General features: G+C 68.9%; 14 protein-coding genes. 9 read left to right on the forward strand and 5 right to left on the reverse strand.

Annotation, left to right across the window (positions count from 1 at the left end; genetic code table 11):
* Positions 1-30 precede the first annotated feature (30 nt).
* From ACWIBS_RS02915 to ACWIBS_RS02925, 3 genes are read left to right on the forward strand one after another with little or no spacing between them, the layout of a single operon-like run.
* Complete coding sequence (locus ACWIBS_RS02915) at positions 31-783, forward strand: glycosyltransferase family A protein (protein WP_376125615.1); 753 nt, start codon at positions 31-33, stop codon at positions 781-783.
* On the forward strand, positions 780-1607 hold the full coding sequence (locus ACWIBS_RS02920; protein WP_376125425.1) for an endonuclease/exonuclease/phosphatase family protein: 828 nt from the start codon (positions 780-782) through the stop codon (positions 1605-1607). Before ACWIBS_RS02915 ends, ACWIBS_RS02920 begins: the two co-directional genes overlap by 4 nt.
* Complete coding sequence (locus ACWIBS_RS02925) at positions 1604-2218, forward strand: hypothetical protein (protein WP_376125423.1); 615 nt, start codon at positions 1604-1606, stop codon at positions 2216-2218. Before ACWIBS_RS02920 ends, ACWIBS_RS02925 begins: the two co-directional genes overlap by 4 nt.
* On the opposite strand, the gene ACWIBS_RS02930 is transcribed toward ACWIBS_RS02925, so the two are convergent.
* Complete coding sequence (locus ACWIBS_RS02930; RefSeq protein WP_376125420.1) at positions 2175-2921, reverse strand: sulfurtransferase; 747 nt, start codon at positions 2919-2921, stop codon at positions 2175-2177. The genes ACWIBS_RS02925 and ACWIBS_RS02930 overlap by 44 nt on opposite strands.
* A gap of 147 nt (positions 2922-3068) precedes the next feature.
* Here ACWIBS_RS02930 and ACWIBS_RS02935 point away from each other — a divergent pair, with 147 nt between their 5' ends.
* The 5 genes from ACWIBS_RS02935 to ACWIBS_RS02955 all read left to right on the forward strand — a co-directional run bounded on the left by ACWIBS_RS02935 (position 3069) and on the right by ACWIBS_RS02955 (position 9070).
* Complete coding sequence (locus tag ACWIBS_RS02935; RefSeq protein WP_376125418.1) at positions 3069-3368, forward strand: DUF6412 domain-containing protein; 300 nt, start codon at positions 3069-3071, stop codon at positions 3366-3368.
* 130 nt (positions 3369-3498) lie between these two features.
* Positions 3499-4248 carry a YidC/Oxa1 family membrane protein insertase gene (locus ACWIBS_RS02940; protein WP_376125417.1) on the forward strand — a complete coding sequence of 250 codons (750 nt, stop codon included), beginning with the start codon at positions 3499-3501 and terminating at the stop codon, positions 4246-4248.
* Between the two features lie 105 nt (positions 4249-4353).
* Positions 4354-5949, forward strand: coding sequence for an IS1096 element passenger TnpR family protein (locus tag ACWIBS_RS02945; RefSeq protein WP_376125414.1), 1596 nt, complete (start codon positions 4354-4356; stop codon positions 5947-5949).
* A gap of 38 nt (positions 5950-5987) precedes the next feature.
* Entirely contained in the window at positions 5988-7403 is a 1416-nt protein-coding gene (locus ACWIBS_RS02950) for a plasmid pRiA4b ORF-3 family protein (protein ID WP_376125411.1), read from the forward strand.
* 152 nt (positions 7404-7555) lie between these two features.
* Positions 7556-9070, forward strand: coding sequence for an HNH endonuclease signature motif containing protein (locus tag ACWIBS_RS02955; RefSeq protein WP_376125408.1), 1515 nt, complete (start codon positions 7556-7558; stop codon positions 9068-9070).
* A gap of 399 nt (positions 9071-9469) precedes the next feature.
* Here ACWIBS_RS02955 and ACWIBS_RS02960 read toward each other — a convergent pair whose 3' ends face one another.
* The gene (locus tag ACWIBS_RS02960; protein ID WP_376125406.1) at positions 9470-9886 is read right to left on the reverse strand and encodes a hypothetical protein; all 417 of its coding nucleotides are present in this window, start codon (positions 9884-9886) and stop codon (positions 9470-9472) included.
* Between the two features lie 131 nt (positions 9887-10017).
* Between ACWIBS_RS02960 and ACWIBS_RS02965 the strand changes: the two genes are divergently transcribed.
* Positions 10018-10620, forward strand: coding sequence for a helix-turn-helix transcriptional regulator (locus ACWIBS_RS02965; RefSeq protein WP_376125403.1), 603 nt, complete (start codon positions 10018-10020; stop codon positions 10618-10620).
* Between the two features lie 15 nt (positions 10621-10635).
* Here ACWIBS_RS02965 and ACWIBS_RS02970 read toward each other — a convergent pair whose 3' ends face one another.
* The 3 genes from ACWIBS_RS02970 to moaA form a co-directional block, all read right to left on the reverse strand.
* Positions 10636-12972, reverse strand: a complete 2337-nt coding sequence (locus tag ACWIBS_RS02970) for an FdhF/YdeP family oxidoreductase (protein ID WP_376125401.1) — start codon at positions 12970-12972, stop codon at positions 10636-10638.
* Positions 12969-13856, reverse strand: a complete 888-nt coding sequence (gene fdhD / locus ACWIBS_RS02975) for a formate dehydrogenase accessory sulfurtransferase FdhD (RefSeq protein ID WP_376125399.1) — start codon at positions 13854-13856, stop codon at positions 12969-12971. The genes ACWIBS_RS02970 and fdhD overlap by 4 nt, the downstream gene beginning before the upstream one ends.
* Before the next feature lie 64 nt (positions 13857-13920).
* Positions 13921-15039, reverse strand: a complete 1119-nt coding sequence (gene moaA, locus ACWIBS_RS02980; RefSeq protein WP_376125396.1) for a GTP 3',8-cyclase MoaA — start codon at positions 15037-15039, stop codon at positions 13921-13923.
* Positions 15040-15241: the final 202 nt, after the last annotated feature.

Here is a 15241-nt window from a genome sequence, read left to right on the forward strand (position 1 = left end):
GCGGCCAGAGAGCGGACCGTCTCGGTCGTCATTCCCGTGAAGGACGACGACCGCGAACTCGCCCGCTGTCTGCGGGCACTCGCGGCACAGACCCGCCGGCCGGACGAGATCATCGTCGTCGACAACGGCTCCTCGGATGCTTCGGCTGATGTCGCCCGGGCGGCGGGGGCGCAGGTCGTGCGCTGCATCCAACCGGGCATCCCCGCCGCCGCCGCCCACGGCTACGACCACGCGACGGGTGACCTCGTGCTGCGACTCGACGCGGATTGTCTCCCCACCGAGGGCTGGGTCGAAGCGATGATCGACGCCTTCGCGGCCCGACCCCACGTCGACCTCATCACCGGCGGGGCGCGCTTCGACGACGGCCCCCGGATGCTGCGGGTTCCGCTCGCCGCGGTGTACCTCGGCGCCTACGTCGCGGTGCTCACGCCGACGCTCGGCCACCTGCCCCTCTTCGGGTCGAACCTCGGCTTCCGGCGCAGGGTGTGGCGCGGCATCCGCTCATCGGTGCATCGCGACGACCCTGACCTGCACGACGATCTGGACCTCGCCTTCCACGTCGGCGAACGGCACCGCATCCGCTACCTGCGCGACACGGGGATGGGCATGTCGATGAGGCCGTTCGCGAGTCGGCGCGCCTTCGCCCGGCGGCTGTGGCGCGGGGCCCGCACCGTCGTGGTCCACTGGCCGGCCGACTTCCCGCCCGTTCGCTGGGTCAAGCTCGCGCTGCGCCGTCTCGGCGTCGGCCAGCGGCCTCGACGGCCCCGGAGCGCCGCCGCATGACCGATCCGCTCATCGGCCCCGCCGCTCCTCCCGACCTGCACGTCATGACGTTCAACGTGCGCCGGCGGATCGACGCTCCGCTCGTGCGGCGCGCAGACCGGTGGGCGGCGCGTCAGCCTCGTCTGGCGGCGCTGCTCGCTGCGGAGCAGCCGACGCTCGTGGGAGCGCAAGAGGCCCTTCCCGATCAGGCGGCCGCGATCCGTGCGGCGCTCGGCGCGAACTACCGGTTCGTCGGCCGCGGACGACGAGCGGACGGCCGGGGCGAAGGCTGCCCCCTCTTCTACGACGCCACGCGGCTCGAGCTGCTCGAGCACTCGCAAGAGGCCTTGTCGACCACGCCCGCGCGGGCGGGATCCCGATCGTGGGGCGCGCCCCTGCCCCGCGTGCTCGTGCGCGCGACGCTGCGCGACCGCGCGACCGGCGCGTGCTTCGTCGCCGTCAACACGCACCTCGACCCCTTCTCACCCTGGGCGCGGATCCGATCGGCACACCGCATCCGTCGGATCGTCGCGGGCGGCGCTCTTCCGGCGATCGTGACGGGCGATTTCAACGCGGCGCCCGGCTCCGCGGCCGTGCGCGAGCTCCTCGCGGGCGGCGCGCTGCGCGACACGTGGCCCGCTGCCGAGGAGCGCCTGACGCCGGCATGGGGGACGTTCGCCGACTACCGGCGGCCTCGTTCCGGCGGCGCGCGCATCGATATCGTCGCGGTGACGCCCGACGTGCAGGTCGTGGCAGCGGGCATCAACGCCCGTCCCATCGAGGGCGGCTGGCCCTCGGACCACCTCCCCGTGCAGACCCGCGTGCGCATCGGGGTGATGTCGTGATCGAGAGCTTCCTGCGCGTGCCGAGGACTCCCGGCGAGATCGCGGCCGACGCCGTGCGCGTCGCCGGCGCCCTCAGCATCGTCGTCGCCGCGATCTGGTTCTCGGCGACGGATGCCGGCATCCTCGCGCTCGCTCTGCCCGGGCTCCTCCTGCCGAGGTTCGTCGGCGTGCGGGCGTGGTTCGACATCACGTACGGTCTCACCGTGCTGCTGGCGACATGGAGCAACGTGCTCGACCTGTACCGCTCCGTCCCATGGTGGGACATCCCCGCCCACGCCATCTGCACGGCGGTGATGGCCGCCGTCGCATACCTCGCGCTCGCGCGGCTGCGCGTCGTGCCGGAGCCGCGTAGCCCCGCCTTCTCGCGCCGCGTGCCGATCGTGCTCGTCACGGTCATCGGCCTCGCGCTGAGCGCGCTGTGGGAGATGGTCGAGTGGGCCGGCTACGCGTTCATCACCGATGAGATCTACGTGACCTACGTCGACACGATCGGCGACATGGCCGCGGGCGGTCTCGGCGCGCTGGCCGCCGGCATCCTGCTCGCGTACGTGCGCCTCGACCGCGATCTCAGCGCGGCGAACCCTGCAGGGCGGGTGCGAGCTCGGGCGTGAGCGATTCCCGCTCATCGAACACGAAGCACTCCCCCGCCCAGTGCTCCGCGCCGACGTGCTCGAAATAGCCGAGGATGCCACCCTCGAGCTGCCGCGCGTCGACACCCTGCTCGCGCAGATAGAGCGCCGCCTTCTCGCAGCGGATGCCGCCCGTGCAGAAGCTCACGACCGTCTTGCCCTCGAGGTCGGCGCGGGCTCGGGCAGCGGCATCCGGGAATTGCGTGAACCGTTCGATGCGCCAATCCAGGGCGCCGCGGAACGTCCCGTAGTCGACCTCGAACGCGTTGCGGGTGTCGAGCAGGACGACCTCCCGGCCGTCGTCGTCGTGACCGTCGTCGAGCCAGCGCTGCAGCGTCTGCGGGGACACCGCGGGGGCGCGACCGTGCTCCGGGCGGATCGTGGGGTGGTCCATGCGGATGATCTCGCGCTTGACCTTGACGAGCATCCTGCGGAACGGCTGATCGGCGGACCAGCTCTCCTTCGTCGTGAGCGCGGCGAAGCGCTCATCGGCGCGCAGGTCGGCGACGAAGCCCCGCACGGCGTCCGCGTCTCCAGCGAGGAAGAGGTTGATCCCCTCTTCGGCGAGGAGGATCGTGCCGGCGAGCCCGGCAGCGACGGCACGCTCACGCAGGGGTGCGCGCAGAGCCGTCGCGTCGTCGATCCTCGTGAAGAGGTACGCGGAGATGTTGAGAACGGATGCCACGGCCTCCAGCCTACGAGTTCGCGCCCGCAGCGGTGGGAGTCGTCGGTGTGAGAACGGGTGATCCGGCGCGGCCTCTCTCCGGGTTCCTGTCCACGCGAGCCCAAGCCGCGCAGCTGTTAGCGTGAAACCGAGACGAGGAGGAGGCGCATGTTCGACACGCTGCTGTCCTCCGTGCAGATTCTGCTCTCGGTCCTGGGGTTCGCGGGCGGAGTCGACCTCGCTTCCCTCGGCGGCATGACGGGCGCCCTCGCGCTCACCGTCGCGGTGCTCGCAGCGGCGGCGGTGCTGCTCACCGTCGTCGCGATGACGCACCCCGCAGCGGGCGGTGCCTCTCCGCCGCATCCGCTCCGCGCGATCGACATCTCCTCCCCGCTCCTGCAGAGCGATCCGGATGCCCCGGGGCACCCTCGCCCACGAGCACCACAGGTCGCGGCCTCGGCCGCGTAGCAGTCGACGCCCGCGCACCGCGCACCGGCATCCCCTCGCGGCCGATCCTCTCCTGATCGGCCAACAGTGGCGGCATCCGCCGATGGCCGATCGATGACCCCGATCGACCTCTGCAGAACGGATACCGCCCGTGGACCTCTTCGCATTCCCGCCCCTCGCCGCCCTCCTCGACCTCGCCTCCTCCGGGCTCACGGGACTGTCGTCCCTGCTCGAACCCCTCGCCGGCGTCTCCGCCGCCGCGACCGCCGTCGTCGTCGTGACGCTCCTCGTTCGCGCGATCCTCATCCCCACCGGCATCGCGCAGGCGAAGGCCGAGCAGACCCGCGCACGCCTTGGGCCCAAGCTGCGTGACCTGCACAAGCGCTGGGCGAAGAACCCGGAGCGGCTCCAGCGCGAGACGATGCAGCTGTACCGCGACGAACGCACATCGCCCTTCGCGGGATGCCTTCCGGTTCTCGCGCAGGCACCGGTCGTGGGGATCCTCTACGCCGTCTTCCTGCATCCGGTCATCGCCGGGCATCCGAATGCGCTTCTCGACGAGACGCTGCTCGGCGTGCCGCTGGGCACGAGCCTCGCCGGCACGGCGGCGTCCGGCTCGCTCGACGTCGGGACGGCTCTCGTCTTCGGCGTCCTCGTCCTCCTCATCGCGATCGTCGGCGAGGTGACCAGACGCGTATTCCGGATGCCGCAGCCCTCGCGCGACGCGGAATCGCCCGTCCCGGCGATACCGAGCTGGCTCGTCGGCGGCCTGCAGTTCGTGACCGCGATCGTCGCGCTCTTCGTCCCGCTCGCCGCGGGGCTGTATCTGCTCACGACGGTCACCTGGACGCTCGCGCAGCGGGCCGTGCTGCGGCGCATCTATCCGCTCCCCGTCTCGTAGGCGCCCGGGAACGTGGATTCCTCCCCAGCCAGGCGTTCGGTCCCGGGTTCCACTGAACTGCCGTGGCCGTGACCGCCGTGTCGTGTGCACCCCTAGCGTCGTCGCATGCGCTCATCCGCCGTCCGCCATGTCACTCATCTGCGTCTGACCCTCGTCGGTCCGGTACCCGAGATCCGGCGTGATGTCGCCGTGGATCGCAGCCTCTCTCTGGCCGATCTGCATCGCATCGTGCTCGCCGTCTTCGACCGGCCGCAGTGCAGACATCACCTCTTCACCGACACGCTCGACAGACGCAGCTGGTCGCGCGGACGACGACGATGGGGCGACCGCTGGACGATGATCGACTTGCGCGATCCGAACGTCATCGACGAGGCGACCGCGCGCATCGGCAGTGTGCTGCACGAATCGCACACCATTTACCACGGTCACACGTGCCCCTCCGGCTGGCTCATCGAGATCGAAGCGGGCGTCGATGACATCGTCCCCTCCTCCGATCCGCCCGCCCGCGTTCTCGACGGTGCGCGACGCGCACCTCTCCCGTGCTGCCGTAGGCCGTACGAGCACGATGTCCTCGTTGGGGTGCTCGCCGATACCGACCACCCGGACCACGACGCCATGCGAGCATGCCTGGCGTCGACGGTCGGCCCATGGGCGCGCTTCGATCCAGAGGAGTTCGACCTCGGTGCGGTCCAGCGCGCGCTCGACGGTCTGTTCACAGGAGCGGGCGGCAGAGGACCGCTGACGCGGCTCGTCGACAGGTTTCCGGCGGCGACGCGACCGGGCCTGCGCGCCCATCTCGCCGCGGCAGGTCTCGAACTGCCCGCGGTCGTGACGGCGGACGAAGCCGACGACACGGTGCGGGACTTCCGGTGGCTCATCGAGTGCGCCGGTGCCGCCGGCATCCCGCTCATCGACGGCGCCCCGGACCCGTCGGTCATCGCGAAGGGGATCCGGGAGCTGGGCGGCGACGAAGCGAGGATGCTCCAGCTCGTCGCATGGGCACGGCGGCTGCGACTGCTGTACCTGCGCGGCGGGCGTCTCATCGCGAAGAAGAGTGTCCTCGCGGCCGCACGCTCGTCGTTCGATCTGTGGATGCTCCTGGCCGAAGCGACGATGTCCGGCGCTGTGTCGAGATCATCGTCGACGGCGCAGGCACTCTTCCTGCTCGCGATCGCAGATGGGAGCCTCATCGACCCTGAGATCGGCGTCGAGCACGCGGCACAGGCTCTGCAACCGATGCAGACCCGCTTTCCCCCACCCTGGGACATGTACGAGTACAGCGACCGCGATGATGACTGCGACTCACGCTGCGACTGCTCCGACGCTCTCGGTGCGACGTGGCATGCCCTCGTCACGAAGGCGATCCGGGATGCTGCGACGGCCGAATCGCGCGACGGTGCCAGCACCGTGGCATCCGCGCTCGAGCCAGACGCCATGCACGAACTCGGTGTGCCCCGCGAGTGGGTAGCAGGCGACATCAGTGCGGCGGCATCTGTTGCGACGAGGATTCGCGGGAAGGCCGAGACAGACTCGCGCAAGGATGCCTTCATGAGCGAGGTCGGCGACGTCACCGATCTGCTCTCGCTGTTCGGACTCGCGCGTACCGATGACGGCGGGTGGCTCGTCCCGTCCACCCTCCGCGAGTTCGCCCGCGCCGCCCTCCAGAGCCGATACGGGACCGGGCGGTCCCAGCCCTTCTGAGACGCACGAACATGCTGAGCAATACATACGATCGGGACGTGACGAAGCAGACCGAAACACGGACCTTCACTCGACTCCGCATCACGCTCGAAGGCAGCGATCCTGAGATCTGGCGCACTTTCGACATCGACGCGTCGCTGAGCCTGCGCGACCTGCACGACGCGATCCAGCTCGCGATGGGCTGGCGCATGTCGCACCTGTACGCGTTCACCGACGTGGATCCGACGGAGGCGAGTCGCGGTCTTCCTCGAATCGGCCGCGCCGCGCGCCGGTGGAGCGAACCCGACCCGTTCGACGATGGTCCACCCAGCGAGTCCGATGAGGCGACGACGATCCTCGAGGCCTTCGCGTTCGATGGGCCGCTCTTCTACGAATACGACTTCGGTGACGGCTGGACGCATCGCATCGACCTCATCGAGCGCGGTGCCATGGATCCGCACGAACCTTCCGTCACTCTCGTGCGGGGCGAGAATCGTGGGCCGTTCGAGGATTCGGGCGGGCCGCACGGGTTCTACGAGAAGCTCGACGCACTCGGCGACCCGACGCATCCGGAGCACGATGACACGGCTCGCTGGGTGCGCCTCACGGTCGGCCCGTGGACGCCCCTCGACCCCGCGCACTTCGATGCGGACGTCGTGCAGGCCGAGCTCAATCTGCGCTTCAGTCCCGCATCGACGGGGGCTGCCGTCTCCGACATGTCCGGGCTCGTCCCGGCGCATCCGACGGCAGACTCGCTCGATGAGTCGTCGCCGATCGTCGAACTCGCTTCGAATCTTCCTGTGCCCTATCGCGTCGAGCTCCGCGCGCATCTGGAGCGAGCGGGCGTCTTCGACGAGGCGCCGCCGGACGCTGAGTCGATGGATCGCATGATGGCCCCGTTCCGCTGGCTGATCGAGAGCGTCGGCGGCGATGGCCTCGTCCTCACGAAGGCCGGATGGATGCCGCCGGCCACCGTCCTGGACGGAATGACGCGCCTCGGCTGGCGCGACGAATGGATCGGCGAAGCGAACCGCGAGGACATGACGTGGCCTATGCGTCACTTCCGCGCGGCCGCGCAGCGGATGGGGATCGTGCGTGTCTACAAGGGCCGCCTCATGCTCGGCGCCGAGGCAAAGAAGGCACTCACTCAGCCGGAGCTCACATGGCGGCTGGTCACGTCACGCCTTCTGCGGGGGCTCGATGACGCGGAGCGCGATGCCTCGACTCTGTGGCTGCTGACGATCGCCGACGGCACGCACTCTGTGCCGGGGGCAGCGCTCGCCGCGATCGGCTTCGGCCTCGAGGCGATCGGCTGGAGACCGCGCGACGCGGACGAGTTCACGGCTCGCACGATCGACGCGCTCACCGCCCGCGTGAACCATGTCCTCGAGGACGTCGGTGCATACACCGGGCAGAGGCGCCGGTCGGGTCTGACCGACGACGGACGCGCGTTCGCGCGTGCGGCGCTGCGCTGAGCTTCCGGGTCGGGTTGCGCTGAGTTCCCGGTGCTGCACTTCGGCGCGTTGCACCGAGTTCCCGGCACGTCGCACTCAGTTTCCCGTGCTGAGTTATCCACAATCCATAGTTTCTTTGTTCGAATGTCGGTGGCGAATGTCACACTGTACATATGAATCTCCTGGCGAACATCGAAGGTCGGCTTACCCGCCTGTCGACGTTCGCTGAGCTGACAGCTCCGGCGGGCGATCTCCCGACCACCGTGCTCGAATTGGGCGACAGCTCCGTCATCGAGATCGCGAAAGATCTCGCGGGCATCGCCAACGACATCGCACGGCTGCAGGCACTCGTCGCCGGGGTCGCCGCGCACCGATCGCAGCGCACCGCCGGTCACAGCGGACTCGCCGCGACGCAGGGCCATGCCACCCCGGCATCCCTCATCCAGGCGATCACCGGTGGTACGAAGGCCGATGCGACCCGCCAGGTGCGGGTGGGGATCTCGCTGCTCGAAGACACCATCGGATCGGGATCGGAGGCGGGTTCGGGGGCGGGTGGTAGCACTGAGACCGACGCCGTCAATGCCGCACCGCCACCGGTCGCGTGGCATGCACCCCTGCGTGAAGCACTCATGGACCGACGTCTGACCTCCGCGCAGCATGACGCGATCCGCCGCGGTCTCGGTCAGCCGCTCGACGAGTCCGCGGATGCGAACGAAGTGTGGAGCGTCGCCGCGTGCCAGTTGATCGACGAGGCCGGCGCGATGACCGTCGAAGACCTCGGCACGAGAGCACGAGCCATGCGCGATGCGCTCGACACCGTCGGCGCCGAAGAGCGCTACGCACGCCGGTACGCCAACCGGGCGTTCCGCACCTGGGTCGACACCGACGGCCAGCACCACGGTCGCATCACGTTCGACGATGAGATGGGCTTGTGGGTGCAAGCCATGAGGGATGCCGCGCTCCGCCCGCGCCGTGGCGGACCGCGATTCCTCACCGAAGAGGAGCGCGCAGCGGCCACACAGCTCTTGGATGACCCGCGCACCAATGATCAGCTTCAGTACGACCTGTTCATGGCGGTTCTCCGCGCAGGATCGCTCGCGGAGGCGAAGGACGTCTTCGGTGCGCGGCAGCCCGGTGTCCGGATGATCGTCGTGAAAGACCCGAGCTCCGGTGTCGATGTCGGCAGACGAGACGCTTTCGGCCGACTGCTGGCCGTGGGATACGCCGAAGACGGCGGCCAGGCCCTCCCGGGATCGATCATCGACCGCAACCTCTGCATGAACGGCTCGACCGCGATCACCGTCGACGCGTGCGGCAATCCTCTCGACGTCGGGCACGAGCAACGACTGTTCACCCCGGCCCAGCGGATCGCCCTCACTGCTCGCGACGGCGGATGCATGTGGCCGGCGTGCGCGATGCCGGCGTCCTACTGCGAATCGCACCACATCGACCATGTCGCCGACGGCGGCAGGACCGACATCGACCGCGGCATCCTGCTCTGTCGGTATCACCATCTCCTCCTCCACAACCGCGGATGGCGAATCCGTCGTGTCGAGAAGGGACGATTCGTGCTGCATCCGCCGCCTGATGTGGGCGAGGAGCCGATCATCCTCGCGTCGAAGGCCTCGTGGAAGTGGGCGTGGGATCCGCCCCCACCTCCGACACGCTCGGGCTGGCGCGCCGCTTGAGCGGTGCCGGTCTCCTTGGCCTGCGGCCCGCGGTTTGCCGTTCGCGGCCGGTAATTCACGATTCGCAGTTCGCGGCTCGCGGCTCACAGCCCGTAGCTCACAGCCCGTAGCTCACAGCCCGTAGCTCGCGATTCGCAGTTCGCGGATCACGACTCGCGACTCACAGCCCGTAGCTCACAGCCGGCGATTCGCGGCTCGTAGCTCGCGGCGCACGACTCACAGCCCGCAAGCCCACAGCCCGCAGCCCGCCACTCCCTGGCTCGTGATCCGCGATCCGTGACCCGTGACCCGTGACCCGCCGGCCACGACCCGCGCCCGAGCCATCCGCCGCAGACCACCGACGTGACATGCCGCACGGGTACCGGCATACCGCACCAGCTATTCGACGGTCCACCACGCCTATTCGACGGTCCACCACGCGACGTCGACGAGACACAGCGCGTCGCCCGTCTCCCGGTAGAAGACGTCCCCCGGGTACTCCACGCCCGAGGCAACCCGATCGACAGGCAACGACAGGTTGATGCTCCACGCCGGCTCCAGCGAGGCCTGATCCGGCCAGTAGTCTGCGACGAACCGCTCGGGTTCCTCCGCCGACAGCCCCACCCAATCGTCGGGATCGCGCAGCTCCGGATCATGTCCCGCGCACACGAACGAGGCGCCGTCACCGGCTGCGGCCGCATCGATCAGCTCCTCCGTCGTCTCGATCACACCGGCGCCTTCGACACCCCAGATCAGCGTGTCGACCGAACATCCCGCGAGCGCCACGACGAGCGATCCCACCGCGCCGACGGCGAGAGCCCGGTGCATTCGTCTCATGACGCCGACACTATGGCATCGGCTCACGGGTCGACGACCTGCGCCACGACGCTCCCGACCATCGCTGCCATCCCGCAGCCACGTCGGTGACGAAGGCCACGTCGTCACCCGGTCGGTGGGAGGATCGAGGCATGAGCCGAACGTCGTACAGCGCGATCTCGAGCTATTCGCGGGTCGAGATCCTGCACCTCCTGCAGGAGCAGCCCGGACGCACGATCCAGGACCTCTGCGACCGCACGGGACTGCACGCCAACACGGTGCGCGAGCACATCCAGCGGCTCATCGACGCAGGCCACGTCGTGCAGGAGCGCGAGCACCGAACGACACGCGGCCGTCCGCGCATGCTGTACAGCGCCGCGACCGGCGAGCCCGACGCCTCGAGCCCCGTCGCGCGCAAGAAGGTGCAGGATGCCGCCAGACGCGGCGACCTCATGCGACGCGTGATCCCCGAATCAGCCGGACCGCTCGAGGGCGAAGCACTCCATCAGCTCGACGCGATCGTCGATGACCTCGTCGACGCCGGCTTCGACCCCGTCGTCGATCAGGAAGCCCTGACGATCGACCTCACTCCGTGTCCGCACGCAACGGCCCAAGGCGAACATCTCGAGACACTCTGCCGTGTGCACGTCGGACTCATGCGCAGCGTCCTCTCCGAAGCGGGAGGCCCGCTCCGCGTCGAGGCCGTCGAGGACGGCTGCGACCCGGCCACGTGCGTCGTGCTGCTGAGCCGCTGACCACACTCGCGACGCCTACACGGCGACGGGGCGACCGCCTGCTGCCGGCTGGGTGCCCTTCTCGATCCGCACGATGATCTGCTTCGACGTCGGCGTGTTGCAGATGTCCGCGACCGCACCACGCGGCACGAGGACGTTCGCCTCGGGGAAGTACGCCGCGACGCACCCCTTGACCGTCGGATATGACACGGCGCGATAGCCGCGCAGAACTCGATCGGACTCCCCCGGCCATTCGCTGAAGATGTCGACGGTGTCTCCGTCGACGAGTCCACGCGCCGCGAGGTCGTCGGGATGGACGAAGAGGACGAAGCGCCCCTTGTGGATGCCGCGATACCGATCGTTCAGGGAGTAGATCGTGGTGTTGTGTTGGTCGTGCGCACGCATCGACTGCATCATCAAGCGCCCCTCGGGAACCGTGACGTGCTCGACCTCCTGGATCGTGAACTCGGCCTTGCCGGACGGGGTCGGGAAGGTGCGCGAGTCCCGCGGCGGATGCGGCAGCACGAATGTCAGGTCCTTGCGGATCCGCTCGTCGAAGTCGTCGAAGCCCGGCACGACGCGCGAGATCGACCCGCGGATCCGGGCATAGTCTCGCTGGAAATCACCCCAGGGGATGCCGGGACGCGACTCGGCGAACAGCCGCTTGCCGAGCTCGCACAGGATCCACACGTCCGACCGCACATCATCGGACACGGGAGCGAGCTCACCATGACTCATGTTGATGCGGCACACGGTGTCTTCACTTGTGACGAACTGCAGGCCGTTCTCGGTCACGTCGCGCTCGGCACGCACGAGTGCCGGCAGCAGCAGCGACTCCTCGCCCGTCACGACGTGCGATCGGTTGAGCTTCGTCGCGATCTGCACCGTCAAGCCGACCTTGCGCACGCCCTCTTCGGCGCGACCCGAGTCGCTCATCGCCGCGACGAGATTGCCGGCGAGTGAGACGAAGACCCCGACCGTGCCGGCATCCATCGCGTTCATGGCATCGACGGAGTCGAGGCCGTCGGCCGTCGGCACCGTGAAGCCGAACTCCTTCTCGAGCTGCGACGCGAAGGCGGGACTGATCTTCTCCCAGATCCCCATCGTGCGATCGCCCTGCACATTGCTGTGCCCACGAATCGGAGACGCCCCCGCACCACGCTTGCCGATGTTGCCGCGCAGCAGCAGGAGGTTCATGATCTCGGCGATCGTCGCGACGGCCTTCTTGTGCTGCGTGATTCCGAGCGCCCACGTGATGATCGTGCCGTTGCTGGCGATGTAGCGCTCCGCGAGCTCGTCGAGCTCGGCGCTCGTGAGCCCCGTCGCCGTGAGCACCTCCGCCTCATCGATCTGCATGATGTGCTCGCGGTACGCCTCGAACCCGTGGCAGTGCGTCTGGATGAAGTCGTGGTCGAGCACGGTTCCGGGCGCCTTGGCCTCGGCCTCGAACACTCGCTTGGCGACGGCCTGCAGCATGTGCTGGTCGCCGCCGATCTTGATCTGCACGAACTGGTCGGCCATCTTCGTGCCCGAGCCCAGCTCGCCCGAGACCTTCTGCGGGTTCTTGTACCGCTGGAGCGACGCCTCCGGCAGCGTGTTGACCGCCACGATCTTGCCGCCGCGGGTCTTCGTGTCCTCGAGCGCGTTGAGCATGCGCGGGTGATTCGTGCCGGGGTTCTGCCCCATGACGATGACGAGATCCGCCCACGCGAAATCGTCGTAGTGCACCGTCGACTTGCCGATCCCGATCGCGGGAGTCATGCCCGACCCCGTCGCCTCGTGGCACATGTTGGAGCAGTCCGGCAGGTTGTTCGTGCCGAGGGCACGCGCGAACAGCTGGAACAGGAACGCCGGCTCGTTCATGATCCGGCCCGACGTGTAGAAGACCGCCTCGTCGGGGCTGTCGAGCCCGCGCAGCCGGTCGGCGAGCAGGTCGAGCGCAGCCTCCCACGAGATCGGCTCGTAGTGATCGGAGCCCTTCGCCTTGTACATCGGCTTCGTGATCCGACCCTGCAGTCCCAGCCAGTACTCGCTCTTGTCGAGCATGCTCGTGAGGCTGTTCTCCCGCCAGAACGAGTCCTCGATGACGACGGGCGTGGCATCCCAGACGATGTTCTTGATGCCGTTCTCGCAGAACTCGATCGCCTTCGAGTGATCGGGGTTGGCCCACGCGCACGACGGACAGTCGAAGCCCTTCTTGTGATTGATCGTGAGCGAGAGCTTCGCGGTGCGCAGCGTTCCGAGATGCTCTTCGAGCGGCAGCATCGCCTTCTCGACGGCCTCGATGCCCACGGCGTAGCCCATGGGTTTCTTCACCTCGAGGTCGGCGTCGGTGAAGTCCTCCGCGAGCGGGTGATCGAAGGGGTTGATCATGCGCGTGCTCCTTCCGCCCTTCCGGCGGGAAGAGCGTTCGTCAGACGTTCGGGGTGGGCATAGACGTTCATGGTGTCGCCCCGGACGAATCCGAGGAGAGTGAGCCCGGATGCCGCGGCCAGTTCGACGGCGAGAGACGACGGCGCCGACACGGCGGACAAGACAGGGATGCCGGCCATGACGGCCTTCTGCACGAGCTCGAAGCTCGCCCGCCCCGACACCTGCAGGACCGTGCCGCGCAACGGCAGCCGGTCGTTCAGGAGCGCCCACCCGACGACCTTGTCGACGGCGTTGTGCCGCCCGACGTCTTCGCGGAGCACGAGCATCTCGCCGGATGCCGCGTCGAAGAGCGCCGCGGCGTGCAGGCCACCGGTCTTCTCGAAGACCGCCTGCTGTTCGCGGAGTCGATCGGGGAACGTCGCGATCATGGCGGGTGCGACATCGGCGTGATCGCTTGTGAGGTCGTACGAGGACACCGTCTCGACGGCGTCGATCGACGCTTTGCCGCAGATGCCGCACGAACTGGTCGTGTAGAAGGCGCGCGCGATGTCCGGCGACGGCGGCGCGACCCCTGGAGCGAGGGTGACATCGAGCACGTTGTAGGTGTTCTCCGCCGTCACGCCGCCCGTGCCGGGACCGCCGCAGTGGATGGCGGAGTGGAACTCCTCCCCGCGGGAGAGGACGCCTTCGGACACGAGGAACCCGGCCGCGAGCTCGATGTCGCTCCCGGGCGTGCGCATCGTGACGGCCAGCGGCGTGCCCGCGACGCGGATCTCGAGCGGCTCTTCGACCGCGAGCGTGTCAGGACGCCGACGCACGATCGGCTCCTGGTCCGCGGAGACCGTGATCCGCGTGACCGGTCGCAGCGCCGTGATCCGACCCATGGCGCCCATGCTAGCCCGGGCGATCTCGCCGGCGTCAGATCTCAGCGCCGGATCCGTGCCATCCTCAGCCGCCGATCGCGTTCATGCCGCGCGCCGGCTGCAGGAAGGACGGATCGTTGATCGCGTGGCCGGGGAGCTTGCCGTGCACGCAGGCGCGCAGCATCCGGTCGATCCCGTCGTCGATCGACCGTTCGGCAAGCTCAGCGACCGGTGTCCGCGGAGGAACCGATCCCTGAGCCTGCCGAAGGGTCGGAACCAGGTCGTACTCGGTCGTCGAGAACAGGCAGTTGCGCAACTGGCCGTCGGCCGTGAGCCTCAGCCGGTCGCAGTCCCCGCAGAACGGCGCCGTGACCGACGCGATGACGCCGACCGAGTGCGCGGAGCCGTCGAGCATCCACCGCTCGGCCGGAGCGCCGCCGCGACCGGGCAACGGTGTGAGCGTCCAGCGCTCGGCGAGCCGGTCGAGGATCTCCTCCCGCGTCACCATGCGCGCACGATCCCACGTGTGTCCCGCGTCGAGCGGCATCTGCTCGATGAAGCGCATCTGCGCGTCGTGTGCGATCGCGAACTCGACGAGATCGACGAGTTCGTCGTCGTTGACGTCGCGCATCGCGACGGCGTTGATCTTGAGCGGCCGCAGACCCGACCTCTGCACCGCAGCGATACCGGCGAGCACGTCGTCGAGCCGGTCCCGCCGCGTGAGGGCATGGAACCGGTCGCGGCGCAGCGTGTCGAGCGAGATGTTGAGCCGTGCAAGGCCCGCCGCCTGCAGCGCCGGAAGGAAATCGGGCAGCCGGATCCCGTTCGTCGTCATCGCGATGTGGGCGGGATCTCCCCCGGGCGTGCGCAGCTCCGCGAGTCGCCGCACGATCTCGACGACGTCGGTCCGCAGCAGCGGCTCGCCGCCCGTGAGGCGGAAGGTCGAGATCCCCGCGGCGGCCGCGACCCGCGCCACCTGGACGATCTCGTCGGTGCTGAGGATGCTGGACCGCGCGAGCCACTCGTTCCCCTGCTCGGGCATGCAGTACGTGCAGCGCAGCGAGCAGCGGTCGGTGAGGGAGATGCGCAGATCCCGGTGCACGCGCCCGTGCGTGTCGATGAGCGGTGCGCCGGGGCGGACCTCATCGACGGATGCCGCGGCCTGCGGCATCCGGATCCCGATCGTCACGGGCACGGCCGTCATGAGCGCACCCTCGCCCGCCCTCGCCTCATACGCCGAGGGTAGCCCGGTTGTGCGGGCCGGCGGCAGCGAGCGACGCTTCCGTGCCTTTTTCACGGCCTGCGTCTCGCCCGCCTGGGAGATTCCTGTGTACCGTGGCGGACACGCGGGCTTCCCGCCTGTGACTATGTGGTCAGACCACATGTTAGCTTTGGTCAGACCACAT

The sequence above is a fragment of the Microbacterium sp. NPDC055442 genome (genome assembly GCF_053644215.1).